The organism is Citrobacter sp. RHB36-C18 (assembly GCF_013814485.1).
GTDB lineage: Bacteria > Pseudomonadota > Gammaproteobacteria > Enterobacterales > Enterobacteriaceae > Citrobacter > Citrobacter braakii.
Window position 1 is genome coordinate 2,104,296 of sequence record NZ_CP057125.1, and the last position, 25,121, is coordinate 2,129,416.

General features: G+C 52.8%; 24 protein-coding genes. 12 read left to right on the forward strand and 12 right to left on the reverse strand.

All coding sequences use genetic code 11. The features are described from left to right. Positions 1 to 10: 10 nt before the first annotated feature. Both ychF and pth read right to left on the reverse strand, forming a co-directional pair. Complete coding sequence (gene ychF, locus HVZ52_RS10010) at positions 11 to 1,105, reverse strand: redox-regulated ATPase YchF (protein ID WP_181599190.1); 1,095 nt, start codon at positions 1,103 to 1,105, stop codon at positions 11 to 13. Between the two features lie 115 nt (positions 1,106 to 1,220). Further along, entirely contained in the window at positions 1,221 to 1,805 is a 585-nt protein-coding gene (gene pth, locus HVZ52_RS10015) for an aminoacyl-tRNA hydrolase (RefSeq protein WP_046275292.1), read from the reverse strand. A 274-nt stretch (positions 1,806 to 2,079) separates the two neighbouring features. Between pth and ychH the strand changes: the two genes are divergently transcribed. Then, positions 2,080 to 2,361 carry a stress-induced protein YchH gene (gene ychH / locus HVZ52_RS10020; RefSeq protein WP_016153301.1) on the forward strand — a complete coding sequence of 94 codons (282 nt, stop codon included), beginning with the start codon at positions 2,080 to 2,082 and terminating at the stop codon, positions 2,359 to 2,361. 124 nt (positions 2,362 to 2,485) lie between these two features. Here the strand turns inward: ychH and lysC are convergent, their stop codons facing one another. Continuing rightward, on the reverse strand, positions 2,486 to 3,847 hold the full coding sequence (gene lysC / locus HVZ52_RS10025; protein ID WP_181599191.1) for a lysine-sensitive aspartokinase 3: 1,362 nt from the start codon (positions 3,845 to 3,847) through the stop codon (positions 2,486 to 2,488). 611 nt (positions 3,848 to 4,458) lie between these two features. Between lysC and HVZ52_RS10030 the strand changes: the two genes are divergently transcribed. Then, positions 4,459 to 5,844, forward strand: coding sequence for a diaminobutyrate--2-oxoglutarate transaminase (locus HVZ52_RS10030; RefSeq protein WP_019076946.1), 1,386 nt, complete (start codon positions 4,459 to 4,461; stop codon positions 5,842 to 5,844). 15 nt (positions 5,845 to 5,859) lie between these two features. Continuing rightward, on the forward strand, positions 5,860 to 7,323 hold the full coding sequence (locus HVZ52_RS10035; protein WP_181599192.1) for an aspartate aminotransferase family protein: 1,464 nt from the start codon (positions 5,860 to 5,862) through the stop codon (positions 7,321 to 7,323). A 97-nt stretch (positions 7,324 to 7,420) separates the two neighbouring features. Here the strand turns inward: HVZ52_RS10035 and dauA are convergent, their stop codons facing one another. The 4 genes from dauA to lolB all read right to left on the reverse strand — a co-directional run bounded on the left by dauA (position 7,421) and on the right by lolB (position 11,864). Further along, positions 7,421 to 9,076, reverse strand: a complete 1,656-nt coding sequence (dauA, locus tag HVZ52_RS10040) for a C4-dicarboxylic acid transporter DauA (RefSeq protein WP_233592884.1) — start codon at positions 9,074 to 9,076, stop codon at positions 7,421 to 7,423. A 151-nt stretch (positions 9,077 to 9,227) separates the two neighbouring features. Continuing rightward, positions 9,228 to 10,175, reverse strand: a complete 948-nt coding sequence (gene prs / locus HVZ52_RS10045) for a ribose-phosphate diphosphokinase (RefSeq protein ID WP_001518537.1) — start codon at positions 10,173 to 10,175, stop codon at positions 9,228 to 9,230. 217 nt (positions 10,176 to 10,392) lie between these two features. After that, complete coding sequence (gene ispE, locus HVZ52_RS10050; RefSeq protein ID WP_047498056.1) at positions 10,393 to 11,244, reverse strand: 4-(cytidine 5'-diphospho)-2-C-methyl-D-erythritol kinase; 852 nt, start codon at positions 11,242 to 11,244, stop codon at positions 10,393 to 10,395. Continuing rightward, a complete protein-coding gene (lolB, locus tag HVZ52_RS10055) occupies positions 11,241 to 11,864 on the reverse strand; it encodes a lipoprotein insertase outer membrane protein LolB (protein WP_181599194.1) in 624 nt (207 codons plus the stop codon). The genes ispE and lolB overlap by 4 nt, the downstream gene beginning before the upstream one ends. Before the next feature lie 211 nt (positions 11,865 to 12,075). Here lolB and hemA point away from each other — a divergent pair, with 211 nt between their 5' ends. The 6 genes from hemA to kdsA are packed head-to-tail and all read left to right on the forward strand — an operon-like array spanning position 12,076 to position 17,380. Beyond that, positions 12,076 to 13,332, forward strand: coding sequence for a glutamyl-tRNA reductase (hemA, locus tag HVZ52_RS10060; RefSeq protein ID WP_016153294.1), 1,257 nt, complete (start codon positions 12,076 to 12,078; stop codon positions 13,330 to 13,332). 41 nt (positions 13,333 to 13,373) lie between these two features. Next, positions 13,374 to 14,456, forward strand: a complete 1,083-nt coding sequence (gene prfA / locus HVZ52_RS10065) for a peptide chain release factor 1 (RefSeq protein WP_016153293.1) — start codon at positions 13,374 to 13,376, stop codon at positions 14,454 to 14,456. Next, entirely contained in the window at positions 14,456 to 15,289 is an 834-nt protein-coding gene (prmC, locus tag HVZ52_RS10070; RefSeq protein WP_181599195.1) for a peptide chain release factor N(5)-glutamine methyltransferase, read from the forward strand. Before prfA ends, prmC begins: the two co-directional genes overlap by 1 nt. Further along, the gene (gene sirB2, locus HVZ52_RS10075) at positions 15,286 to 15,678 is read left to right on the forward strand and encodes an invasion regulator SirB2 (protein ID WP_181599196.1); all 393 of its coding nucleotides are present in this window, start codon (positions 15,286 to 15,288) and stop codon (positions 15,676 to 15,678) included. The genes prmC and sirB2 overlap by 4 nt, the downstream gene beginning before the upstream one ends. A gap of 2 nt (positions 15,679 to 15,680) precedes the next feature. After that, positions 15,681 to 16,490: an invasion regulator SirB1 gene (gene sirB1 / locus HVZ52_RS10080; protein WP_003020775.1), complete on the forward strand. Its 810-nt coding sequence runs from the start codon at positions 15,681 to 15,683 to the stop codon at positions 16,488 to 16,490. Between the two features lie 35 nt (positions 16,491 to 16,525). Then, positions 16,526 to 17,380, forward strand: coding sequence for a 3-deoxy-8-phosphooctulonate synthase (gene kdsA, locus HVZ52_RS10085; RefSeq protein ID WP_016156739.1), 855 nt, complete (start codon positions 16,526 to 16,528; stop codon positions 17,378 to 17,380). Positions 17,381 to 17,532: 152 nt separating this feature from the next. Here the strand turns inward: kdsA and chaA are convergent, their stop codons facing one another. Continuing rightward, on the reverse strand, positions 17,533 to 18,633 hold the full coding sequence (gene chaA / locus HVZ52_RS10090; RefSeq protein ID WP_016153289.1) for a sodium-potassium/proton antiporter ChaA: 1,101 nt from the start codon (positions 18,631 to 18,633) through the stop codon (positions 17,533 to 17,535). Between the two features lie 275 nt (positions 18,634 to 18,908). Here chaA and chaB point away from each other — a divergent pair, with 275 nt between their 5' ends. Together chaB and HVZ52_RS10100 are read left to right on the forward strand one after the other, a co-directional pair. Further along, the gene (gene chaB, locus HVZ52_RS10095; RefSeq protein ID WP_016153288.1) at positions 18,909 to 19,139 is read left to right on the forward strand and encodes a putative cation transport regulator ChaB; all 231 of its coding nucleotides are present in this window, start codon (positions 18,909 to 18,911) and stop codon (positions 19,137 to 19,139) included. A gap of 196 nt (positions 19,140 to 19,335) precedes the next feature. Continuing rightward, on the forward strand, positions 19,336 to 20,031 hold the full coding sequence (locus HVZ52_RS10100; protein ID WP_016156738.1) for a gamma-glutamylcyclotransferase: 696 nt from the start codon (positions 19,336 to 19,338) through the stop codon (positions 20,029 to 20,031). A gap of 54 nt (positions 20,032 to 20,085) precedes the next feature. On the opposite strand, the gene HVZ52_RS10105 is transcribed toward HVZ52_RS10100, so the two are convergent. Continuing rightward, positions 20,086 to 20,331: a DUF1883 domain-containing protein gene (locus HVZ52_RS10105; protein WP_003833405.1), complete on the reverse strand. Its 246-nt coding sequence runs from the start codon at positions 20,329 to 20,331 to the stop codon at positions 20,086 to 20,088. Positions 20,332 to 20,593: 262 nt separating this feature from the next. After that, the gene (locus HVZ52_RS10110) at positions 20,594 to 20,947 is read right to left on the reverse strand and encodes a DsrE/DsrF/TusD sulfur relay family protein (RefSeq protein WP_016156736.1); all 354 of its coding nucleotides are present in this window, start codon (positions 20,945 to 20,947) and stop codon (positions 20,594 to 20,596) included. Positions 20,948 to 21,123: 176 nt separating this feature from the next. Between HVZ52_RS10110 and HVZ52_RS10115 the strand changes: the two genes are divergently transcribed. Then, a complete protein-coding gene (locus tag HVZ52_RS10115) occupies positions 21,124 to 22,509 on the forward strand; it encodes a YchO/YchP family invasin (protein WP_181599197.1) in 1,386 nt (461 codons plus the stop codon). Between the two features lie 21 nt (positions 22,510 to 22,530). Here the strand turns inward: HVZ52_RS10115 and narL are convergent, their stop codons facing one another. Then, positions 22,531 to 23,181, reverse strand: a complete 651-nt coding sequence (gene narL, locus HVZ52_RS10120) for a two-component system response regulator NarL (RefSeq protein ID WP_003020756.1) — start codon at positions 23,179 to 23,181, stop codon at positions 22,531 to 22,533. Continuing rightward, positions 23,174 to 24,970 (reverse strand): nitrate/nitrite two-component system sensor histidine kinase NarX, encoded by a 1,797-nt coding sequence (gene narX, locus HVZ52_RS10125; protein WP_016156734.1) that lies wholly within the window; start codon positions 24,968 to 24,970, stop codon positions 23,174 to 23,176. Before narX ends, narL begins: the two co-directional genes overlap by 8 nt. Between the last annotated feature and the right edge of the window lie 151 nt (positions 24,971 to 25,121).

The following is a 25,121-nucleotide window of genomic DNA, read 5'->3' on the forward strand; positions in this document are numbered from 1 at the left end:
GAAGTTTTATTTAGACGTTGAACAGGAAGTTCATCACATCGCCATCTTTAACGATGTAATCTTTACCTTCTGCACGCATCTTACCGGCTTCTTTCGCGCCTTGTTCACCTTTATAGGTGATGAAATCTTCAAAAGCGATGGTTTGTGCGCGGATAAAGCCTTTCTCGAAGTCAGTATGAATTTTACCCGCGGCCTGCGGAGCCGTTGCGCCAACAGGAATTGTCCATGCACGAACTTCTTTCACGCCAGCGGTGAAGTAGGTCTGCAGGTTCAGCAGTTCGTAACCAGCGCGGATTACGCGGTTCAGACCCGGTTCTTCCAGACCCATTTCAGCCATGAATTCTTCACGGTCAGCATCATCGAGTTCTGCGATGTCAGCTTCAACGGCAGCGCAAACTGCAACAACCACGGAGCCTTCAACTGCGGCGATTTCACGCACTTTATCGAGGTATGGGTTGTTTTCAAAACCGTCTTCGTTAACGTTGGCGATATACATGGTTGGCTTCAGCGTCAGGAAGCTCAGGTATTTGATAGCCGCTTTGTCTTCATCGGTCAGCGTTTTCAACGCACGCAGCATGCCAGCGTTTTCCAGCTGTGGCAGGCATTTTTCCAGTGCAGCCAGTTCCGCTTTAGCGTCTTTATCGCCGCCTTTGGCCTTCTTCTGTACGCGATGGATAGCGCGCTCACAGGTATCCAGGTCAGACAGCGCCAGTTCGGTATTGATGACCTCAATGTCGTCAGCCGGATCCACTTTGTTATTAACGTGGATGATGTTGTCGTTTTCAAAGCAGCGAACCACGTGGCCGATAGCTTCGGTTTCACGGATGTTCGTCAGGAACTGGTTACCCAGACCTTCGCCTTTGGACGCGCCTTTTACCAGACCGGCAATGTCGACGAATTCCATCGTTGTTGGCAGGATACGCTGCGGTTTGACGATTTCGGCCAACTGATCCAGACGCGGATCGGGCATCGGGACAACACCTGTGTTCGGCTCGATAGTACAGAACGGGAAGTTTGCCGCTTCAATACCCGCTTTTGTGAGCGCGTTGAACAGGGTGGATTTGCCTACGTTTGGCAAACCGACGATACCGCATTTGAATCCCATGTTTAAATCACCTTAATCTTTTGATATTCAACCTGTTATGGAAAACAGATTGTAGAAAAGTAAATAACTCTGCCTATTATACACAGCACGCGAGAAAAATGCCGCACATCGCTGCTTATTGCGCTTTAAAGGTGTGTAACCGGCTCGTTGCCTTGGTCAGGCCATCTTTGAATAAAATCTCGGTACAACGTGCCGCTTCGTCAATTGCTTCATCAATTAACTTCTGTTCTGAAACAGGCGGTTTGCCTAAAACAAATCCGACAACTTTGTTTTTATCACCCGGATGACCAATTCCCACGCGTAAACGATGAAAGTTGGGGTTATTGCCCAACTTGCTGATGATGTCTTTCAGGCCATTATGTCCGCCATGACCGCCACCGAGCTTAAATTTTGCCACGCCAGGCGGCAGGTCTAATTCGTCGTGCGCGACCAAAATTTCATCGGGGTTGATACGATAAAAACTGGCCATCGCACTCACTGCCTTGCCGCTGAGATTCATAAATGTGGTCGGTACCAGCAAACGGACATCTTCCCCTTCGAGCGTTACTCTGGAGGTGTAGCCGAAGAATTTCGGCTCATCACGCAGGGGCGCGCGTAATCTCTCTGCCAGTAAATCGACATACCATGCGCCTGCGTTATGTCGCGTTGCCGCATACTCTGCGCCGGGGTTCGCCAGGCCGACAATCAATTTAATCGTCACGTGTTTTGTCCTGAGTGTTTCCATAAACGACGTGTAGTTTACTGTCTGACGCTGCTCTTGACAAAAAACTGCGTTCTAATCGCCAAAAACTGAATAATTGCACAAATGGACTATTAGAAATTGAGTATGTTCAGTAGCTTATTTGTAAAGTTTTGTTGCGCGAGTGTTTGTAATTGTGATCGCTCCCGCACTTGCGAACGGCAGTGTTGTCTATACTTTACACATAAGGATTAGGGGTATTCCCTGTAGCAACCCAAAGTTCCGGAGGTGACACATGAAACGCAAAAACGCTTCGTTACTCGGTAACGTGCTCATGGCTTTAGGGTTGGTGGTGATGGTGGGGGGGGTTGGTTACTCTATTTTAAACCAATTGCCGCAATTTAATCTGCCACAGTTTTTCGCACATGGTGCCGTGCTCAGTATTTTTGTAGGTGGTGTTCTGTGGTTGGCGGGAGCCAGAGTGGGCGGGCACGAGCAAATCAGTGACCGTTACTGGTGGGTACGCCATTATGACAAACGCTGTCGTCGCGGTGATACCACTCATCGTCATAACTAAATCGTTTCCCGGCAGAGAGGGCTGCGGTTTGAATACAAAGTCCTGGTTGAAAAACCAGGACTCTGCTTGTTCATTATCCTTGCATAGAACGCACTTTTATATTCGCTGCGGAATATAAGAAACGTTATTCGAATAACCGATAATGTAACGTTTTAACCGCGCTATCCGCGTCTTCAGCGGGCAACAGGAAACACAGGTTGTCATTTGACGCTCCGTGGCAAATCATTCGCACCGTTTGCCCTTCAAGCCAGGCAAAAACGTCTTTGCAAACTCCCGCCGCCTGAGTCAGCCGATTCCCCACCAAAGTCACCAATGCCAGTCCGGTTTCCACTTCCACACGACAGTGGGAGGACAATGCGGTAAACAATGCGCTGGTCAGTATATGATCTTCACCTGAGGTTGCGTGAGTCGCGTCCAGCGCCAGCGCAATACTGTTCTCTGAAGTTGTAACCAAATCCACCGTGACCGCGTGGCGAGCTAAAATGGCGAAGGACTGCGCCAGGAAAGAACCGGACGGTTGTGTCTCCAGACTATGTAATCGCAACAGCGTCTGTTTACGGCGCACGGCAAGCGCACGATAGCGAGGTGGGTTGTCGGTGGTGTTATGCACCAGCGTACCACCGGCAGCCGTATCCTTACTTGAGCCAACAAAGACCGGAATGCTTTTACGCATTGCCGGAAGCAGCGCAGCCGGGTGGAGGACCTTCGCACCGAAGGCGGCCATATCGCTGGCCTCGGAAAATGAGATGTGGTCAATCCGTTTGGCCCGCGGCGCAATGCGCGGATCGGTGGTGTAGATCCCTGCGACATCGGTCCAGATGTCCACGCGTGCGGCGTGAAGCGCCTCACCGAGAAGCGTCGCCGTGTAATCACTACCACCGCGTCCCAGCGTAGTGGTATGCCCTGCGGCATCCCGGCCGATAAACCCCTGGGTCACCATAATCGCTTGCTCAAGACGAGGGCGCAGGTGAGTCTCCACCAGGTGGTGCAGGGTACTGAGTTCGGGTTCGGCGCAGCCGAAACTCGAGTTGGTACGCATCACGCTGCGGGCGTCAAACCACCCGGCCTCGGCATGCCGTTCACGTAAGACTTCAGTAAACAGTAAAGAGGACATCAGCTCGCCGTGACTGACCAATTCATCGCTTAGCGCATCAGACGGTGAAACGGTCGCCGTTTGTGCAAGATGGCGGATGTTGTTGAGAAGATTATCGATTTCCGTGCTGATAACGGACGGCTGCTTCAGGCGGGAAATAATGTTGTATTGGATGGCGCGTAAGGTCTCAAGCTTATCTAATTGTTGATGCGTTTCCAGACCTTCAGAAAGCTCGACCAGTAAGTTTGTAACGCCTGCTGAAGCAGACAGTACGACTAAACGGACATCTTGATCAGCAAGGACAATGCTGGCGCTTCGGTTCATCGCATCAAAATCAGCGACGCTGGTGCCGCCAAATTTGGCAACGACGGATGGTGGATAAATGCGAGTCATAACAATCTCATATCAGGGCGCCATAAAAGTATGGCTAGAAAATTTTCATTCTCGGCATAAGGGGAAACGGTGTTCGCCTTACGAAATGTCCGCCCGCGAACATTTCTGCTGACAACCCAGGGAATTCCTGTTGTCGAAAACGCGTGTCGCCTGTACGCGTTACCGGGTGCTGCGCATTAATTTTATTTACATAGCCTGCAAATAAGCGCGCCATACTAAGTGATTTATATTTAGGGATCGACTTTTTTATTCGATTTATCGACAAATAAGTGAAAAATCATGTCGTAACAAGAAAACGCGTACATTATTAATGGTAAAAACGTGTAAAAAAATAATAAAAACATGAAAATTACATGGTTTTTATAACATCGTATGCGTTGCAATTGGCTACGGTAATTGTTAATTAAATAGATATATTTCTTTAGGATTTCGTAATGAAGGGTGGCTGTTACACTTTGAATTATAAAGAAAAAACACCCGCTAAATGTGTTGAAAAATAAATGATTGAGTCCAGGGCTAAAACAACATATATTAGCCGCGCTTTTTTACAGGTAACCCTTATAACCATTTATTCAATCAGGCGTTAATCTACACCTGGTTGTAGGAGTGATATGATGACGGATAAAGTCCGTATTGATACTTTAAGTGCTAATTCATTACCACAGAGCAATGATACCTTTTTAGCAAGACAGGCTGAGTTTGAATCTAATGTCCGCAGCTATCCACGTAAACTGCCATTAGCGATTGCTAAAGCGCAGGGCGTCTGGATTACTGACGTAGAAAATAATCAATATCTTGATTGCCTGGCAGGTGCCGGAACCCTGGCGCTTGGTCATAATCATCCTGAAGTGCTGCAGAGCATTCAAAGTGTCATCACAAGCGGCTTACCGTTACATACGCTTGACCTTACCACACCGTTAAAAGATGAATTCTCATCGTATTTACTTTCTTTATTACCGGGCCAGGGCAAAGAGTATTGCCTGCAGTTCACCGGGCCGTCCGGTGCCGATGCCGTTGAAGCGGCGCTGAAGCTGGCGAAGAAAGTTACCGGCCGTTCCAGCATCATCAGCTTCTCCGGTGGCTACCACGGGATGACCCACGGCGCGCTGTCCGTGACCGGCAACCTGTCGCCGAAAGAAGCCGTCAGCAACATGATGGCGGAAGTGCAGTTTATGCCGTATCCGCATCAGTACCGTTGCCCGCTGGGTATCGGCGGTGACGCTGGCGTCAAAGCATTGACCTACTACTTCGAAAACCTGATCAACGACGTTGAGAGCGGCGTGCGTAAACCGGCTGCCGTGATCCTCGAAGCGGTGCAGGGCGAAGGCGGGGTAAACCCGGCTCCGATCGAGTGGCTGCAGCGTATTCGTAAAGTGACCCAGGAACACGGCATTCTGCTGATTATCGATGAAGTGCAGGCTGGCTTCGCGCGCACGGGTAAACTGTTCGCCTTCGAACACGCCGGTATTGAGCCGGATATCATCGTGATGTCCAAAGCGGTTGGCGGCGGTCTGCCACTGGCGGTACTGGGCATTAAAAAGCAGTTCGATGCGTGGGCTCCGGGCCATCACACTGGCACCTTCCGCGGCAACCAACTGGCGATGGCGACCGGTCTGACAACGCTGAAAATCCTCAAAGACGACAAGATTGCCGATAAAGTTGCTGCCCAGGGCGAGTGGCTGAAAGGCAAACTGACTGACCTGCAGAAACGTTACCCGGTTATCGGCCAGGTACGTGGTCTGGGCCTGATGATTGGTCTGGAAATCGTTAAGCCGAACGAAGCGCAGGATCACATGGGCTGCTACCCGGCCGATGGCGAGCTTTCCGCGCTGCTGCAGAAAAAATGTTTCGAAAACGGCCTGATTCTTGAGCGTGGCGGCCGTAACGGTTGTGTACTGCGTCTGCTGCCGTCTCTGTTGATCACCAACGCAGAGCTGGAGATTTTCCTCGATAAATTCGAAAATGCCCTACTGGGCGCTGGCGTGAAGCCGGTTTAAACGGAGTTGGATCGAATGTCAGACGTAAATCCGATTCTGTCCGGCTCGGCACAAAGCATTGCTGCCTACCAGGACGCGATCGAGCAGAGTACGCAAGCGGTCGTTGAATGGTTGAAGCAGCCTGAGATGTATCAGGGCAAAACCGTTGAGCAACTGCGCGAACGTATCAACCTGAATTTTACGTCTCAGGGCCTGGGCAACCAGGCCGCTATTGAGCGTGCGGTTGAATACTTTCTGAAAGACAGCTTGTTGGTTCACCATGCGCAGTGCGTGGCGCACCTGCACTGCCCGAGCCTGGTGATTAGCCAGGCGGCAGAAGTGTTGATCAACGCCACCAACCAGAGTATGGACTCCTGGGATCAGAGCCCGTCGGCGACCATCATTGAGATCAAACTGATCGAATGGTTGCGTGAGCAGGTGGGCTATGCGGCAGGCGACGCGGGCGTGTTCACTAGCGGCGGCACCCAAAGCAACCTGATGGGCCTGATGCTGGCGCGCGACGCCTTCTTTGCCCGCCAGGGGCATTCCATTCAGCAGAATGGTCTGACCGGCGACCTGAGCAAAATCAAAGTATTTTGCTCTGAAAGCGCGCACTTCTCTGTGCAGAAGAACATGGCGCTGATGGGGCTGGGTTACCGTTCCGTCACCCAGGTGAAGACCGATGCGTTCTCACGCATGGAGCTGGCTGACCTGAAAGACAAGCTGGCCCAGGCGAAAGCCAACGGCGAACAGGTGATGGCGATTGTCGCCACTGCTGGTACTACCGATGCGGGCGCAATCGATCCGTTAGCGGACATTGCGGCGCTGGCGGCAGAACACCAGATCTGGATGCATGTGGATGCAGCATGGGGCGGGGCGTTACTGCTTTCTGAGCAGTATCGTCACTTCCTGAACGGCCTTGAACTGGCGGATTCCGTGACGCTGGACTTCCACAAACAGTTCTTCCAGACCATCAGCTGCGGCGCGTTCCTGCTGAAAGACGCGCGTCATTACGAGCTGATGCGTTACCAGGCGGCGTACCTGAACTCTGATTTTGATGAAGAGGCGGGCGTACCGAATCTGGTGTCGAAATCGCTGCAGACCACGCGCCGTTTTGACGCACTGAAGCTGTGGATGGGGCTCGAAGCGCTGGGCAAAAAGCAGTATGCCGAAATCATTGATAACGGCGTAACGCTGGCGCGTGATGTGGCTGCGTTTGTGAAAACTCAGCCGCATCTGGAACTGGTGATGGAGCCGCAGCTGGCAAGCGTGCTGTTCCGTTTCCGTCCGCACAGTGACGACATGGCGTTCGTTGCGCTGTTGAACCAGCGTATTGGCGACGTTCTGCTGGCTTCTGGTAGCGCCAATGTGGGCGTGACCGAAGCAGATGGCGTAACCTGCCTGAAGCTGACGCTACTGAACCCAACGGTGTGTCTGGAGGATGTCAAAGTCCTGCTGGCAAGCGTGAAAGCGACAGCTGAGCAACTGCTGAACGCGTAAGCAATAAGCTGATTATAAAAATGGCTCCCACACACGGGAGCCATTTTTTTGCCTGTCATTTGTAGTCCGGCGGCGCTTCGCCTGGCTGGGCTACACGTCAGTTGATATCTGCCAGTGCGGCGTCTTTATTCGGGAAGAACGTCAGGCGTCCGGCAATCGGCTGAATGCCCGCGCGCGCCATGGTACGTAACGGCTGGAATTCCAGATTACTGATCCGCAGTTCACACCCTTCCGGGAGGCGTTTTACAAAACGCTGGAAAGCGTCCAGACCACCGGCATCCAGTACCGGGACCGCGTCCCACTTCAAGACCACAATACGTTTACCTGCAATACGCGATTCGAGATCGGTAAATAATCCCTCCGCAGCGGCAAAGAAAAGTGGGCCAATAACGCGCAGCACCAACACATCGTCAGGTACGTCTACGTTGACCGGCGCCAGACGCGTCATGCGCGCGATACGACGCATAAACAGCAGGGAGGCGAGAACGATACCGACGCTGATGGCGATCACCATGTCGAATAGCACCGTCAGCGACATACACATAAGCATGACAATGATGTCGTCTTTTGGCGCATGACGCAGCAGATCCACCACTTTATGCGCTTCACTCATGTTCCATGCCACCATCAGCAGCAGGGCGGCCATGGCGGAAAGCGGTAACCAGGAAAGCAGCGGCGCAAGCACCAGCAGGGCAAGGATCACCAGAATCGCGTGGATGACCGCTGAAATTGGTGAGGTCGCCCCGGCGCGGACGTTTGCCGCAGAACGGGCAATTGCCGCCGTGGCGGTGATACCACCGAAGAACGGTGCCACGATGTTACCCAGGCCCTGGCCAATCAGCTCACTGTTGGCTTTATGCTTGGTGCCGGTCATCCCATCGAGCACGACGGCGCACAGTAGAGATTCAATCGCCCCGAGCATCGCCATGGAGAAGGCGGCCGGTAACAGCGCCTGTAACGAACTCCAGCTTAGGGTAAAGTTTGACTCCGGCATGTCCCACGGTAATACCAGTTGCGGCAGCAACTGCGGGATACCGTTACCCTGCGAGCCATCAGCCAGAATGTAGTGGAACTGAGAACCGATGGTGGCGACATGGCCGCCGGTCAGGTTCACAATCCCCATTACCGCACAGCCTGCCAGCAGCGCAGGAAGGTGGCCCGGCAGTCGGATCCCCAGACGCGGCCAGAAAATCAGGATCCCCAGCGTCACCACGCCAATTGCGGCATCGCCAACGTTGAGGGTTGGCAGGGCCATAAACAGCGCGCCGACCTTTTGCAGGTAGTGCTCCGGGACATGGGCCATTTGCAGACCGAGAAAATCTTTAATCTGCATGGTACCGATGGTGATACCAATACCCGATGTAAAACCTAACGTAACGGATACCGGGATATATTCGATCAGGCGACCAAAACGGGCGAGGCCGAAAAGGATCAGGAATATCCCGGACATTAGCGTTGCGACCAGCAGGCCTGCCAGCCCAAACTGTTGCGACACCGGATACAGAATCACCACGAAGGCGGCGGTTGGTCCAGATACGCTAAAACGTGAACCCCCGGTAAGGGCGATAACAATCCCAGCCACGGCTGAGGTATACAAGCCGTACTGCGGCGCCACGCCACTGCCTATTGCCAGGGCCATCGCCAGCGGAATGGCAATGATCCCAACGGTTATCCCGGCGATCAGGTCGCGGGTAAAGCGAGAAGCGGTATATTTTTCTTTCCAACAAGCGTCGATGAGGGCGCGGAAAGGCATCACATGTGAGGAAAATAATCTGTTCACAATAATGTTTCATCCATGAGCGCATCATCTGTCAACTAAATGGCAGGTGAAGGAGGCATAAGTCATACAAATAGATGTTGCAGATAAAAAAACCCGCCGCAGCGGGTTTTTGAGCCGGGCTCGATTAATGCTCGAACATAGCAGAGATGGATTCTTCGTTGCTGATACGACGAATCGCTTCGGCCAGCATACCCGACAGGGTCAATGTACGCACGTTTGGCAGTGCTTTGATTTCGTCAGTCAGTGGAATAGTGTCACAGACAACGACTTCATCAATCACTGAATTGCGCAGGTTGTTTGCCGCATTACCTGAGAAGATCGGGTGGGTAGCGTAAGCAAATACGCGTTTTGCACCACGTTCTTTCAGTGCTTCTGCTGCTTTACACAGCGTACCGCCGGTATCGATCATATCATCAACCAGCACGCAGTCACGACCTGCAACGTCACCAATAATGTGCATCACCTGAGAAACGTTCGCGCGCGGGCGTCGTTTGTCGATGATAGCCATGTCGGTATCGTTCAGCAGTTTAGCGATAGCGCGGGCACGCACGACGCCACCGATGTCCGGAGAAACCACAATCGGGTTGTCCAGATTCAGCTGCAGCATGTCTTCTAACAGGATCGGGCTACCGAATACGTTATCAACCGGTACGTCAAAGAAGCCCTGGATCTGTTCAGCATGCAGGTCAACGGTGAGGACGCGGTCAACGCCAACGCTGGACAGGAAATCAGCGACGACTTTAGCAGTAATCGGTACACGAGCGGAACGTACGCGACGATCCTGACGTGCATAGCCGAAGTAAGGAATAACGGCGGTGATACGGCCTGCGGAAGCACGGCGCAGCGCATCAACCATAACGACCAATTCCATCAGGTTGTCGTTAGTAGGGGCACAAGTGGACTGGATGATGAAAATATCACCACCGCGTACATTTTCATTAATTTGTACGCTGACTTCGCCGTCGCTAAAGCGACCTACAGCGGCGTCGCCGAGTGAAGTGTACAGGCGGTTGGCAATACGTTGTGCTAGTTCCGGGGTGGCGTTACCAGCAAAAAGCTTCATATCAGGCACGAGAAGAACCTCAGGCATGCGTCCATTGGTGGAAAGAATCTGCCGAAAACTGTGCGGGCCAGGCAGTATCCTCTCCATGCGGTGTATTAAAGAGCGCGATGCAACGTCTGGAACAGGGTGACGTTGTCACCGCAACTCAGCTTGCCCGGCTTACTCGTCATCTTTCACGTTTCATGTGTGCTGGCATATTTCGCCATCTTCCTGAAACCCGAACGATTTAGAGTAACGCTCTGTGCAATGGGGAGAGGTTGACACCTTTCGCCACAAAGCCTTTGAGCCATTCCGGGGCTTGCTCAAGAACCTGGCGAGCACGAGACTCAGTGTCAAATTCAGCAAAGACACAAGCCCCTGTACCAGTCAGGCGCGACGGCGCGTATTCTAACAGCCAGGAAAGCGCCGCATCAACCTCGCGAAAACGTTTTCTTGCGATAACCTCGCAATCATTGCTGAATTCACATTTTAGTAACGTTTTTATTGACCTTTTTGGCGTGTTGCGCGGGAGGTCGGGATCTTTAAAAATCACCGGCGTCGGAATACTGACTCCCGGGTGGGCGACCAGATACCATTTTTCCTCTGGCTCGACCGGCGTCAGAATTTCACCTACGCCTTCGGCAAAGGCCGCATGGCCGCGCACGAATACGGGAACGTCCGCCCCCAGCGTTAAGCCGAGTCCTGCCAGTTCATCAACCGAAAGTCCGCACTGCCAAAGGTGATTCAGCGCCACCAGGACGGTAGCTGCATTAGACGAACCTCCGCCAAGACCGCCGCCCATCGGCAGGCGTTTTTCGATACTGATATCGGCGCCACTCCCTTTGGGAAGGCGATCGCTTTCAGACGCCGCCTTCATCAGCAAGCGCGCCGCACGGACAATGAGATTGTCTTCATGTGCAACGCCTTCCACCGGCGTTAACAGGCGGATTTCGCCGTCGCCACGCAGCGCAATACCTAACGTGTCGCCATAATCAAGAAACTGGAATAGCGTTTGCAAAGTGTGATAACCGTCCGCACGCTGCCCGGTGATGTATAAAAACAGATTCAGTTTTGCCGGAGAGGGCCAGTGGGTCATCATTTCACAGCCCAGTTATCCATTTTCAGCTTAATACGCTGATCGCCGTCGGACAGTTCCATGTTTGCCGGCATCGCAGGCTTAATTTTGCTGTCGTAGGCGCTATAGACCACTTTCCAGTTTTTACCGTCTTTGCTGTAGTTCACTTCACTCAGACGATACTGGTCGTCGAGTTTGTAATCGCTGGCGTCTCCCGGCAGGCCAAGGATCCACTGGCGCAGGCTGTTCAATGGAATAGGCATGCCGGTCAGCTTACCAATCATCTCTTCGGCGTCGTCAGCGGTGTAGTGCTTGCCTTTGTTATCGACAAGTTCGACGTTGCCCGGCTGGGCATTGAGTTCCAGTTCAGTGCTGCCCAGGGGATTGGTCAGCAGGAGACGGTAGCGATCCTGTCCGGTTTGTTGCCAGAAAAAGCGGGCATAGACTTTCTGTTGATCGGAAATATACGCAAACGCACCGCGCGTCTGATATTGGTTCAGGGCGCGTACTTCCTGCTGGTGCTGGCGCCACTGTGGAGAGTCAGGGCTTTTGCCGGGACCTTTCGGCGCATTGAGCGTACAGGCGGTAAGAGCCAGGGCCGCGAGCGGCAGCAGGCGAATCAGGCGAAAATCAGGCAGGGTCATAATGATGACAAATCCTTGAGATACGTTGCAGTTATAACTCTTAATGCTAGCGCCGCCATCATACATCGTCTACGTTCAAGTTATCTTAAATCGCTCAAATTTGTGCAGTAAGCTATTACTCCAAAAGGGGGCAGTCTCTTTTATTGACCGCACGCATCCTGTATGATGCACCCAGTCTAACCTTATCAACGCTGGTACTATTCCCGCACACATGACCCTTTTAGCGCTTGGTATTAACCATAAAACGGCACCTGTATCGCTGCGAGAACGCGTAACGTTTTCGCCGGATACGCTCGATCAGGCGCTGGACAGCCTGCTTGCGCAGCCAATGGTGCAGGGCGGGGTGGTGCTGTCGACGTGTAACCGTACGGAACTGTATCTCAGCGTTGAAGAGCAGGATAACCTGCAAGAAGCGCTGGTTCGCTGGCTGTGCGATTACCATAATCTTAATGAAGAAGACTTGCGCAATAGCCTGTACTGGCACCAGGACAACGACGCCGTCAGTCATTTGATGCGTGTTGCCAGCGGTCTGGATTCGCTGGTGCTTGGTGAACCGCAGATTCTGGGGCAGGTGAAAAAAGCTTTTGCGGATTCGCAAAAAGGTCACCTGAACGCCAGTGCGCTGGAGCGCATGTTCCAGAAATCATTCTCTGTCGCTAAACGTGTACGTACAGAAACAGACATCGGTGCCAGCGCCGTGTCCGTGGCTTTTGCCGCCTGTACGCTGGCGCGGCAAATATTTGAATCGCTCTCCACGGTGACCGTGCTGTTAGTGGGCGCAGGCGAAACCATTGAGCTGGTGGCGCGCCACCTGCGTGAGCATCAAGTGAAGAAGATGATCATCGCCAACCGTACCCGCGAGCGTGCGCAGGTGCTGGCGGATGAAGTCGGCGCCGAAGTGATTTCGCTGAGTGATATCGACGCGCGTTTACAGGATGCCGATATTATTATCAGTTCTACCGCCAGCCCGCTGCCGATTATCGGCAAAGGAATGGTGGAGCGCGCGCTTAAAAATCGCCGTAATCAACCTATGCTGCTGGTGGATATCGCCGTACCGCGCGATGTCGAGCCGGAAGTGGGTAAGTTGTCCAACGCCTATCTGTACAGCGTTGACGACCTGCAAAGCATCATTTCGCATAACCTGGCCCAGCGCAAAGCGGCGGCCGTGGAAGCCGAAACCATTGTGGCGCAGGAAACCAGCGAATTTATGGCCTGGCTACGCGCTCAGGGCGCAAGTGAAACTATCCGCGAGTATCGCAGTCAGTCAGAACAGATCCGTGATGAACTGACTGCCAAAGCGTTGGCCGCTCTTCAACAGGGTGGTGATGCGCAAGCCATTATGCAGGATCTGGCCTGGAAACTGACCAACCGCTTGATCCATGCACCAACCAAATCACTTCAACAGGCCGCCCGTGACGGGGATAGTGAACGCCTGAATATTCTGCGCGACAGCCTCGGGCTGGAGTAGCAGCACACCAATCTTATTTTTTACAGGGTGCATTTACGCCTATGAAGCCTTCTATCGTTGCCAAACTGGAAGCCCTGCATGAACGCCATGAAGAAGTTCAGGCGCTGCTCGGGGATGCGGGTACTATCGCAGACCAGGAACGCTTTCGTGCACTGTCGCGCGAATATGCGCAATTAAGCGATGTATCTCGCTGTTTTACGGACTGGCAACAGGTTCAGGAAGATATCGAGACGGCTCAGATGATGCTCGACGATCCTGAAATGCGTGAAATGGCGCAGGATGAACTGCGTGAAGCAAAAGATAAATGCGAGCAGCTGGAGCAACATCTGCAGGTTCTGCTGTTGCCTAAAGATCCTGATGACGAACGTAACGCCTTCCTCGAAGTGCGTGCGGGAACCGGTGGTGATGAGGCCGCGCTGTTTGCCGGCGATCTGTTCCGCATGTACAGCCGTTACGCTGAATCGCGTCGCTGGCGGGTAGAGATCATGAGCGCCAGCGAAGGCGAACATGGCGGGTTTAAAGAAGTCATTGCCAAAATTAGCGGCGAAGGCGTGTACGGTCGACTGAAATTTGAGTCCGGTGGGCATCGTGTGCAGCGCGTACCTGCGACGGAGTCACAGGGCCGTATTCACACTTCTGCCTGTACGGTCGCGGTCATGCCGGAACTACCAGATGCCGAACTGCCGGACATCAACCCGGCCGATCTGCGTATTGATACCTTCCGCTCATCAGGCGCAGGGGGGCAGCACGTTAACACCACCGACTCCGCAATCCGTATTACCCACTTGCCGACCGGTATCGTAGTGGAATGCCAGGACGAACGTTCGCAGCATAAAAACAAAGCGAAAGCGATGTCGGTGCTGGGGGCGCGAATTCGTGCCGCCGAAGTGGCAAGACGTCAACAGGCCGAAGCCTCTGAGCGTCGCAATCTGTTGGGCAGTGGCGATCGCAGCGATCGCAACCGTACCTATAACTTCCCGCAGGGTCGCGTGACCGATCACCGCATTAACCTGACGCTCTACCGTCTGGATGAAGCGATGGAAGGCAAACTGGATATGCTCATTGAGCCAATTGTCCAGGAATACCAGGCCGACCAACTGGCGGCGTTGTCCGAGCAGGATTAATGGATTATCAGCACTGGCTGCGTGAAGCGATAAGCCAATTACAGGCAAGTGAAAGCCCGCGCCGTGACGCCGAGATTTTGCTCGAGTTTGTTACCGGTAAGGGACGCACCTTTATTTTGGCTTTTGGTGAAACGGTATTAACCGAGGCGCAGCGTCAACAGCTCGACACATTACTGGAGCGCCGTCAGCGGGGTGAGCCGGTGGCGCATTTAACCGGCGTGCGGGAGTTCTGGTCGCTGCCGCTGTTTGTGTCTCCGGCTACGCTTATCCCTCGTCCGGATACTGAGTGTCTGGTGGAACAGGCGCTGGCTCGCCTGCCGGCGTCAGCGTGCCGCATTCTCGATTTGGGAACCGGCACGGGCGCCATTGCGCTGGCATTGGCAACCGAACGTCCGGATTGCGCGGTAACGGCGGTTGACCGCATGCCGGATGCTGTTGCGCTGGCCACTCGCAACAAACAGCATCTGGGCATCGACAATGTTTGCGTGCTGCAAAGCAACTGGTTCAGCGCTTTGCAGGGACAGCAGTTTGACATGATTGTCAGTAATCCGCCGTATATCGACGAACAGGATCCGCACCTGGCGCAAGGCGATGTACGCTTTGAACCTCTGTCGGCACTGGTGGCGGGCGATCGGGGGCTGGCGGATATTGTGCATATCATTGACCAGTCTCAGCGCGTGTTAACGCCCGGCGGCTATCTGTTGCTGGAACATGGCTGGCAGCAGGGGCAGGCCGTCCGGGACGTCTTTACTCGTGCGGGTTACCAGACGGTTGAAACCTGCCGTGATTATGGCGGCAACGAGCGAATTACGCTTGGACGCACCCCATCATGAGTACCTTCAGTGTGTTACTCAACATTCATCTCATCAGTATTGCGCTTTCCGTTGGCTTGCTGACGCTGCGTTTTTGGTGGCGTTACACCGACTCGCGTCTTGCCTGCGCACGCTGGACGCGCATTGTGCCACCGGTTGTGGATACCGTTTTATTACTCAGCGGCGTGGCGCTAATGGTTAAAGCGCACATCCTGCCATTCACTGAGCACGGGACATGGCTGACTGAAAAGCTGTTTGGGGTTATCATTTACATCGTTTTGGGTTTTATTGCGCTCGATTATCGTCGGGCGCGCAGTCAGCAGGCGCGATTAGTCGCATTTCCGCCGGCGCTGGTGGTGCTGTACATCATCATTAAACTCGCCACCACAAAAATACCGTTACTGGGGTAAGCATGAGGTCGTTAGCTGATTTCGAATTTAATAAAGCGCCATTGTGTGATGGGATGATCCTGGCGTCGGAGTCTATCCGTCTGGATTTTCCAACACAAACTGTCTACGACGAACTGGAACGTCTGGTCAGTCTGGCGCAAGAAGAAATTAGCCAGCTCCTGTCTCAGGATGAGCAACTGGAAAAACTGCTGGCACTTTTTTACGGCGAATGGGGATTTACGGATACCCACGGCGTCTATCGTCTTTCTGATGCACTCTGGCTTGACCAGGTACTGAAAAATCGGCAGGGCAGCGCCGTGTCTCTGGGGGCAATCTTATTGTGGATTGCCAACAGACTGGAGCTGCCGCTGGTACCGGTGATTTTCCCGACGCAACTGATCCTTCGTATTGAGTCGCTCGATGGCGAAATGTGGCTAATCAATCCATTCAATGGCGAAACGTTAAATGAGCACACGCTGGAAGTGTGGTTGAAGGGGAATATCAGCCCGGTCGCGGAGCTGTTTAACGAAGACCTGGATGAGGCGGATAACGCGGAAGTGATCCGCAAACTGCTCGACACGCTGAAATCATCACTGATGGAAGAGCGGCAAATGGAGCTGGCGCTGCGTGCCAGTGAAGCACTATTGCAGTTTAATCCTGAAGATCCGTATGAAATTCGCGATCGTGGTTTAATATACGCGCAGCTCGAGTGCGAACATGTTGCGCTGACAGATTTAAGTTATTTCGTTGAACAGTGTCCGGAAGACCCGATCAGCGAAATGATTCGTGCGCAAATTAATACTATTTCGCACAAACAAATTGTATTGCATTGATTAATCACACTTTACCTACCGTTTAAGGCGATCCTATGAAACAAAAAGTGGTTAGCATTGGCGACATCAACGTGGCAAATGACCTGCCGTTCGTGCTGTTTGGCGGAATGAACGTGCTGGAATCCCGCGATCTGGCGATGCGCATTTGTGAGCACTACGTAACCGTTACTCAAAAGCTGGGTATCCCTTACGTGTTTAAAGCCTCCTTTGATAAAGCCAACCGTTCTTCCATCCACTCTTACCGTGGACCGGGCCTTGAAGAAGGGATGAAAATCTTCCAGGAACTGAAACAGACTTTTGGCGTAAAAGTGATCACCGACGTTCACGAAGCCAGCCAGGCACAGCCTGTTGCTGATGTGGTGGATGTGATTCAGCTTCCGGCATTCCTTGCTCGTCAGACCGATCTGGTGGAAGCAATGGCGAAAACCGGTGCCGTTATCAACGTGAAGAAACCGCAGTTCATCAGCCCGGCTCAGATGGGCAACATCGTGGATAAATTCCATGAAGGCGGCAACGATAAGGTTATTCTGTGTGACCGTGGTGCGAACTTTGGTTATGACAACCTGGTTGTGGACATGCTGGGCTTCAGCGTGATGAAGAAAGTCTCCGGCAACTCACCGGTGATTTTTGACGTTACTCATGCGCTGCAGTGCCGCGATCCGTTTGGCGCAGCAAGCGGCGGTCGTCGTGCGCAGGTTACCGAACTGGCGCGTGCCGGTATGGCCGTTGGTCTGGCAGGTCTGTTTATTGAAGCGCATCCGGATCCAGCCAATGCGAAATGCGATGGCCCATCCGCGCTGCCGCTGGCGAAGCTTGAACAGTTCCTGACGCAGATTAAAGCGATTGATGACCTGGTGAAAAGCTTCGACGAGCTGGATACCGAGAACTAAGAGAGTGTGACAGGCCGGAATTTCCCTCCGGCCTGCTATTTGAAAAGGGTGTCAAGGTCGTCGTCAGGCACCAGACGCGCCATCGATTGTGTTATATCGACAGAAAAGAAAACGGCCCTGAAGAGGACCGTGGGGTACGTCTAAAATAATACTCAGGCAAATATTGTCATCAGATAGGCGATAAACAGTGCCAGATGCGCTGCACCGTTAAGCACATTGGTGCGTCCGGTGGAGAAAGAGATCTGACACAGAACCAGTGATGAAACCATCACAATCATCTCTGGCGCCCCCAGCGCAAACATCAAATCATTCCCGGTTGCCCATGCAATCAGCGTCACCACCGGTACGGTCAGCGAAATTGTGGCTAACACCGAACCGAAGAATAAATTCATTGCCCGCTGTACCTGATTGCTCAGAACCGCTTTCAGTGCGCCCAGTCCTTCAGGCGAGAGGATCAGTAACGCGACCAGGAAACCCGTAAATGCGACTGGCGCATTCAGTTCAGTCAGCAAGGTCTCAAGCGGGCTGGCGTTCATCTTGGTCACGGCGATAACAGCGATCAGATGAATGATAAGCCAGGCGGCGTGCCACAGATTGCTGTGCGCTGACGGCTTACCGTGATGCGGGTCATCGTCGTCACCCTCGTCTTCATGCTCGTAAATGAACAGACTTTGGTGCGTTTTAGTTTGAATCAGCAAAAATACGCCGTACATCGCCGCAGAAATTAACGCCACCAACAGCGCCTGCGCGGTAGTGAAATTTGCCCCCGGCAACGCCATCGGGAATACCAGTACAATAATGGCCAGTGGGAACAGGGCGATTAAATACTGCTTAATACCAAATAGGTTCATATACTGAGTGGCAAATTTACGGCCACCTAACAGTAATGAAAAACCGACCAGACCCCCGGTTACGATCATAATGATTGAATACAGCGTATCGCGCATGAGCGTAGGTGCGGCATCGCCGGTTGCCATTAATGCGGAGATTAAGCTGACTTCAAGAATAACAACGGACAAACTGAGGATCAGCGACCCGTAGGGTTCGCCAAGTCGATGCGCTAATACGTCCGCATGACGGACAACGCTGAATGCGCTGCTTAATATACCAATAAGGGCCAGCGCATTAATACCGATGACCACTGGTAGTGACTGACTGCTCCCCCAGAAGAACAGTACTACCAGCGCCAAAATCGGGAAGACGAGAGAGGTCTCCTTGTGGCGGGTTTTTACCGCCTCATGTGCTTGTGTCATTGAATTAATTCTCCATCTCTGCAGGTATTTATAATTATAAAAAGTATTAAAGAATGTAAAAAATAACAGAAAACGTGGTTTTATAGGTGACATTTTACGAAATTTTACTACATCACCTGTTTTCCCTCTTAAAGCGGCCAAAAACCAATTTCTTGTTTATAGACTGTTTAATTAACAGAAGGTTAGGTAAAGAAAATTTCTAAAAATGTCCATTATTGGCGTCTCGCCGCATTGTTAACCACACTTAAGGTTTAGCCTAAAAAGAGGAGTTCACAATGCCCTATAAATCTAAAAGCGATCTGCCTGACAGCGTGCAGCACGTTCTGCCAGCCCATGCTCAGGACATTTATAAAGAAGCTTTCAACAGCGCCTGGGAACAGTATAAAGACAAATCTGACCGCCGTGACGATGCCACCCGAGAAGAGACTGCACATAAGGTGGCGTGGGCCGCGGTTAAAAATGATTACCAAAAAGGTGATGATGGTAAATGGCATAAAAAGACGTAACAGTATCAATTATAATGCCTTTATAAACTCGCTTGCATCAGGCGTTAGCGAATCGTGCTACGCCGCGCGGTTACTGGCTTGCAAGCGAGCGGTGAATTGCCTATTGTCCAGCTATTGGTTTCAAAATGAGCAGTAAAAAAGCCCGGAAGGCGTCAAAAAAGTTGTCGCAGGGAAGCAGCAGTGGCGGAGGTGTAAGGTGTTAACGCGTGATTTTTTATTGAATGCCGACTGTAAGACGGCATTTGGTGCTATTGAAGAATCACTACTCTGGTCAGCGGAACAACGTGCAGCCTCACTGGCCGCCACGCTCGCTTGTCGACCAGATGATGGACCGGTGTGGATCTTCGGTTATGGATCGTTGATGTGGAACCCGGCCTTAGAGTTTGAAGAGTCCTGTACCGGGACATTAGTCGGCTGGCACCGTGCATTTTGTCTGCGCCTGACGGCGGGGCGAGGAACGGCGTGTCAGCCAGGACGCATGCTGGCCCTGAAAGAGGGCGGACGCACCACCGGTGTGGCCTACCGCTTGCCGGACGCGTCGCTGGAACAAGAGCTTTCTCTGTTGTGGAAGCGAGAAATGATCACCGGATGCTATCTGCCGACCTGGTGCCAGCTGGCGCTTGATGACGGCCGTACGGTGAACGCGCTGGTGTTTATTATGGATCCGCGCCATCCGCTGTTTGAGTCAGACACGCGCGCGCAGGTGATCGCGCCGCTTATTGCCGCGGCCAGCGGACCTTTAGGCACTAATGCCCAGTATCTGTTCTCGCTGGAACAAGAGCTGGTCAAGCTGGGGATGCAGGATGATTGTCTTAATGATCTGGTGATCACGGTCAAACGATTGTTGGGAGAGAACCTGCCGGAAGGCGTTATGCGGCCAGGGTTTGCCTGAACCCGGCGTGGAATTATATGCCCGAAAGCCAGGTGCTTTTCGGGCATGTCACGCTTAGGCTGCAATATAACTTATCGAATGCTCAAGCGACTGACTGTGGCTGTCGATCAGCACGTTCCAGACGCCGGTATAGGGCACGGTCAACCATGCGTTATCACGATCCTGCACGCTTAAGATGTCGGACTGCGTGTCTTTGACGTGATTTTTTTCGCTCATCAGATGGATGTGACAGCGCTCGGAACAGCGCACAACCACCGTATCGCCACCAAATAACTTTAAACTTGCCTTCACTAATGCCATTTTTCACCCCGTTCTTGAAAACAACGTACTTTCTGTCGAAAGTGCTGCGTGATGTTGTTCACATTTCACTCATTGCATAACACCAAAGGGGGAGCAACAGGATGCTGATTTTGATCAAAAAATGGCATAACGATTAAACAAAAGTGACAAAACACCTCAAAAGGGTTGAACGGGCGTGCTAACGTTCAACGAAACCGCGCCCATCAAATATTAAATCCGGAAATTATCGACACTTTCAGTGCGCTTGCCTGAAAACGGTGTATCAGAAGGTCAACACTTTATCTGCAGCCAGCGTCCATTGAGCCAGTTCTACCAGCGTGCCGACGGCCACTCCATCAATTAACGGCAGCGCCGTGATCCCACGACCATCGGTGCAGGTTTTGCATAGTTTTACCGGAACATTTTGCGCTGTCAGGATCTCCAGCATTTGCTGAATATTGTAGCCCTCCGCGGGTTTCTGACCACGTAATCCTGCGGTTACGGCGTCAGACATTAAAAACAGACGCAGGTCGAGACCGGCTTCCTGTTCGCGTAGGGCGATAGCCAGACGCAGGCTGTTAAATAACGATTCGCTTCCATAAGCCGCTCCGTTCGCGACGATCACTATCTTTTGCATTTTTACTCCTGTTACTGCATGTGAGCGTTAATAACCGACACGTATGTTACACCTATTTCTCAATGCCAGGATAATGCCGAAAAAAGGGGGAGGGGCTGAAAATCAACGCTGAAAAACGTTATGGTTTAAGATAAGTATGCCACTGTGGCTAATTGATGTAAGAAACCACTAACGATTTGAGCCGTATTATCTGTTCTTCTCTTGCTGTATTCGCACTCTTGCCGCTGGCAGGCGGTACTGCTAACGCGCAGTCGTCCTTTGTGCACCAGGCTGAAAACCCTTTCGATAACAATAGTGATGGCTTGCCCGATCTTGGTATGGCCCCGGAGTCGCGGGCAGGCGAAAAGCATTTTGCCGAAATGGTCAAAGCGTTTGGTGAAGCCAGCATGACTGATAACGGGCTTGATACCGGTGAACAGGCGAAGCAGTTCGCGTTTGGCCAGGTGCGAGATACGGTCAGCGAACAGGTGAATCAGCAACTGGAATCCTGGCTTTCTCCCTGGGGAAACGCCAGCATCGGGTTGCAGGTGGATAACGAAGGCAGTTTTACCGGGAGTCGGGGAAGCTGGTTTGTGCCGTGGCAGGATAACCAACGTTATCTTACCTGGAGCCAGCTAGGAGTGACGCAACAGGACGATGGCTTAGTCAGTAATGCGGGGATTGGGCAACGTTGGGTACGCGACGGTTGGTTACTGGGTTACAACACCTTTTATGACAACTTACTGGATGAAAATCTGCCCCGGGGAGGCCTCGGCGCGGAGGCGTGGGGCGAATATTTGCGCTTATCCGCTAACTATTATCAACCGTTGTCTTCCTGGCAGGATCGTTTTGCAACCCAGCAACAACGGATGGCCCGCGGCTACGATCTGACCGCGCAAATGCGGATGCCGTTCTATCAACACCTCAATACCAGCGTCAGCGTGGAACAGTATTTTGGCGACCGGGTGGATCTATTTCATTCGGGAACCGGGTATCACAATCCGGTGGCGGTGAACCTCGGGCTGAGCTATACACCGGTGCCGCTGATCACGGTGACAGCGCAGCATAAGCAGGGTGAAAGCGGCATTAGCCAGAATAACCTCGGCTTAACGCTTAGTTACCGTTTTGGCGTGCCGTTAAAAAAACAGTTGATGGTCAGTGAGGTGGTGAACAGCCGTTCACTGCGCGGCAGTCGTTATGACGATCCGCAGCGTAACAATTTGCCGACGTTGGAGTATCGCCAGCGTAAAACGCTGTCGGTATTTTTGGCCACGCCACCCTGGGATCTCAAACCGGGAGAGACGGTGGCGCTGAAGCTGCAGGTGCGTAGTTTGCATGGGATCCGCCACCTGACGTGGCAGGGCGATACTCAGGCGTTGAGCTTAACGGCTGGCAGCAATAACCGAAGCGCGCAGGGCTGGACGATTATTATGCCGAAGTGGGACAGCAGAGAAGGTGCGACGAACCGCTGGCGGTTGTCTGTGGTGGTAGAAGATGAGCAGGGCCAGCGTGTCTCTTCCAATGAGATCACGCTATCACTGACCGAACCGTTTACTACCGTTTCGGAAAATGATCCTCGTTAACAATGACGCATACGCGCGTTATCAGAAAATACGTTCCTGGTGCACCCATACCGCGGCTTCAACACGTGATTTGAGCTTCATTTTCTTCAGCATATGCTTCACGTGAACTTTTACCGTGCTTTCGGTGATGTCAAGGCGGCGAGCGATCATCTTGTTAGGCAGGCCCTGGGCGATGAGCTTAAGAATATCGCGTTCGCGCGGCGTCAGTTGGGTAACATCACGGTCGGACGTTGCACGATTGGCGCGTAGGCTGGCGGCCAGAACCGGCGTTAAGGCTTCGCTCAGCACCATTTCACCGGCAGCCGCTTGCTGCAATGCTTTCAGCAAATCTTCCGGCTCCATATCTTTCAGCAGATAACCGTCGGCACCGCGCTTCAGTGCAGTAACCACGTCTTCTTCATGATTGGATACGCTAAACACGACGATACGGCCTGACAGTGATTTCTCACGCAGCTTGTCGAGTGTTTCCAGACCGTTCATGCCGGGCATGTTGAGATCAAGAAGGATCAGATCGGGATCAAGGGATTCTGCCAGCTCGATACCCTGCTCACCATTGCTGGCTTCGCCGACAACGGTGATATCGGGCGCCATGCTGACAAGCTGTTTTACACCGGTTCGCAGCATCGGATGATCGTCGATCAACAGGATGGTTGCCGGTTCCAGATTACTCATGGGTATCTCCTTGGACTTCTGTGAAGTTTGTTTCGGGAATAAAAGTGACAGCAACTTCAGTACCGCCTGTCTCGCGACGGCGTACACGGCAATCGCCGCGCAAGCTCTGCGCACGGTCGCGCATGATTATCATGCCGTAGTGGTTACTGCGTTCGGCGTTTTCCGGTACGCCGCAGCCGTTATCTTGCACTGTAAGTTTGACCTGCTTACCATTTTGCACCACCGTCACGACCACTTCATCGGCCTGAGAGTGTTTGAGGGCGTTGCTCAGGGCTTCGCGCGCAATTTGTAGCAGGTGAATCGCCTGATGCGAAGGGACCAGACGCGGTGGCAACTGATAATCCAGCTTAACCGTAAAGCCAAAACGTGCGCTGTATTCCTGACAGCTGGCTTCCAGCGCCGGTCTCAATCCAGGTTCCGTCAGCTGTAAACGGAAGGTCGTTAACAGCTCGCGCAGTTGCGCCCAGGAGGCGTTTAGCTCGTTACGAATCTGACTGAGCAGCTCGCGGCAGTTATCTGAAAGCGCATCGCCCTGCATCTGCAAACAGCTCACCTGCATCTTCATACAGGAGAGCGATTGTGCAATAGAATCATGAAGTTCGCGCGCAATGGTGGCACGCTCTTCCATCACGATCAACTGCTGCTGACGCTCCTGATGCCTGTCGAGTGCAAGCGTTGCGGTCAGTTGCTCAACCAGGGTATCAACCAGTTGCTGCTGATCGTGGCTGAGATGGCGTCCGTACGGCAAAGTCGCGAGCAGGATACCATACTGAGTATGGGCGTCGGTTAGCCGCCATTTCAGTGTGATACCGCCGTCAATGGCGGGTAGCGTACCGCGCGGACACAAATGGCAGCCTTTCTCATCACAGCTGACATTGGACTGGCAGGTAAATTCCTGATGATTATCTTCATCTTCCAGGTCATAGACCCGCAGTTCAATATCATGCAGCAGGGTCAAATTTTGCAGACCGTTCAGTACCGGAGAGAGGCGTTCGCACAACGGCACCTGAGAGTGCAGACGGCGGTTGGCTTGCCACAGGAAAGAGAGGATCTGATTTTTGTGCTCCAGACCCGCCGTTTTCTCCTGTACCCGCTGTTCCAGCACCGCGTAACTTTCGGCCAGTTCTTCCGACATATTATTCAGCGCCGAGCCCAGAGCTGCCATCTCATTACGCCCACTGATATGTGCGCGTTGGGTAAAATCACGTTGACTGACGGCTCGCGCCATCGCCAGCAGTTGTTTCCACGGCTGTAACAGGCGCACGCGCAGCCAGATAATGGTGAAGACCAGCAGCAACGCCATAAATACGGCCATCAGGCGATGCAGCAAGACGACGCGTTCAATGCGTAACTCGGTGGTATGGTCAAAGGCGGTGACCAGCTTATCCAGTCCGCCCACAAAGCGCCTGACATCCTGCGCTACCGCATCGGGCGTTTGCGCATGCGCAAGCCCCGGTGCCAGTTTGGTGTGCCAGTAATCCTGTAAGGCTTTTAACTGCGCCTGTTGTCCGTCACGCTGCGCGGCACGCGTCAATTCCGGGCTAAACGCCGTTTGCTCCATTTCATCCAGCAGTGGTTGATCGTTGGCGTCCAGCGGTATGGCCGCCAGCAGGCGATAGCTTTGCATGCGTAGCGATCCCGCTTTGTTGATTGCATGCGCGCTACCCTGAACGCCCTGAACCAGCCAGCCAGAGACTGCCATACCCGCCACGCCGATGGCAGTAGACAATAAAACAATCAGCGCCACCTGGTTGACCAGCGTAAGCGGGGAAAGACAACGTTTAAACATGGTGACTTGTTCCTTCGGGTTTTCGTAAAACCGAAAACCTTATTGAATGACGATTCTGCTGCAGGCAGTGGCGTTATTCTCGGCGATACACTGGAGTATACCCATACCTCAAACGGGCTACCCCTTAATTGCCGCCAGAGGGAGAGATCCT

Excerpts from the sequence above, each read along its gene's own strand:
- ychF (WP_181599190.1), bottom strand. The coding sequence starts at position 1,105 with ATGGGATTCAAATGCGGTATCGTCGGTTTGCCAAACGTAGGCAAATCC.
- sirB1 (WP_003020775.1), top strand. The coding sequence starts at position 15,681 with ATGAGGTCGTTAGCTGATTTCGAATTTAATAAAGCGCCATTGTGTGAT.
- sirB2 (WP_181599196.1), top strand. The coding sequence starts at position 15,286 with ATGAGTACCTTCAGTGTGTTACTCAACATTCATCTCATCAGTATTGCG.
- HVZ52_RS10035 (WP_181599192.1), top strand. The coding sequence starts at position 5,860 with ATGTCAGACGTAAATCCGATTCTGTCCGGCTCGGCACAAAGCATTGCT.
- dauA (WP_233592884.1), bottom strand. The coding sequence starts at position 9,076 with ATGCCTTTCCGCGCCCTCATCGACGCTTGTTGGAAAGAAAAATATACC.
- narX (WP_016156734.1), bottom strand. The coding sequence starts at position 24,970 with ATGTTTAAACGTTGTCTTTCCCCGCTTACGCTGGTCAACCAGGTGGCG.
- lysC (WP_181599191.1), bottom strand. The coding sequence starts at position 3,847 with ATGACTCGCATTTATCCACCATCCGTCGTTGCCAAATTTGGCGGCACC.
- ispE (WP_047498056.1), bottom strand. The coding sequence starts at position 11,244 with ATGATGACCCACTGGCCCTCTCCGGCAAAACTGAATCTGTTTTTATAC.
- prfA (WP_016153293.1), top strand. The coding sequence starts at position 13,374 with ATGAAGCCTTCTATCGTTGCCAAACTGGAAGCCCTGCATGAACGCCAT.
- chaA (WP_016153289.1), bottom strand. The coding sequence starts at position 18,633 with ATGACACAAGCACATGAGGCGGTAAAAACCCGCCACAAGGAGACCTCT.
- prmC (WP_181599195.1), top strand. The coding sequence starts at position 14,456 with ATGGATTATCAGCACTGGCTGCGTGAAGCGATAAGCCAATTACAGGCA.
- chaB (WP_016153288.1), top strand. The coding sequence starts at position 18,909 with ATGCCCTATAAATCTAAAAGCGATCTGCCTGACAGCGTGCAGCACGTT.
- hemA (WP_016153294.1), top strand. The coding sequence starts at position 12,076 with ATGACCCTTTTAGCGCTTGGTATTAACCATAAAACGGCACCTGTATCG.
- HVZ52_RS10105 (WP_003833405.1), bottom strand. The coding sequence starts at position 20,331 with ATGGCATTAGTGAAGGCAAGTTTAAAGTTATTTGGTGGCGATACGGTG.
- HVZ52_RS10030 (WP_019076946.1), top strand. The coding sequence starts at position 4,459 with ATGATGACGGATAAAGTCCGTATTGATACTTTAAGTGCTAATTCATTA.
- kdsA (WP_016156739.1), top strand. The coding sequence starts at position 16,526 with ATGAAACAAAAAGTGGTTAGCATTGGCGACATCAACGTGGCAAATGAC.
- narL (WP_003020756.1), bottom strand. The coding sequence starts at position 23,181 with ATGAGTAATCTGGAACCGGCAACCATCCTGTTGATCGACGATCATCCG.
- ychH (WP_016153301.1), top strand. The coding sequence starts at position 2,080 with ATGAAACGCAAAAACGCTTCGTTACTCGGTAACGTGCTCATGGCTTTA.
- HVZ52_RS10110 (WP_016156736.1), bottom strand. The coding sequence starts at position 20,947 with ATGCAAAAGATAGTGATCGTCGCGAACGGAGCGGCTTATGGAAGCGAA.
- lolB (WP_181599194.1), bottom strand. The coding sequence starts at position 11,864 with ATGACCCTGCCTGATTTTCGCCTGATTCGCCTGCTGCCGCTCGCGGCC.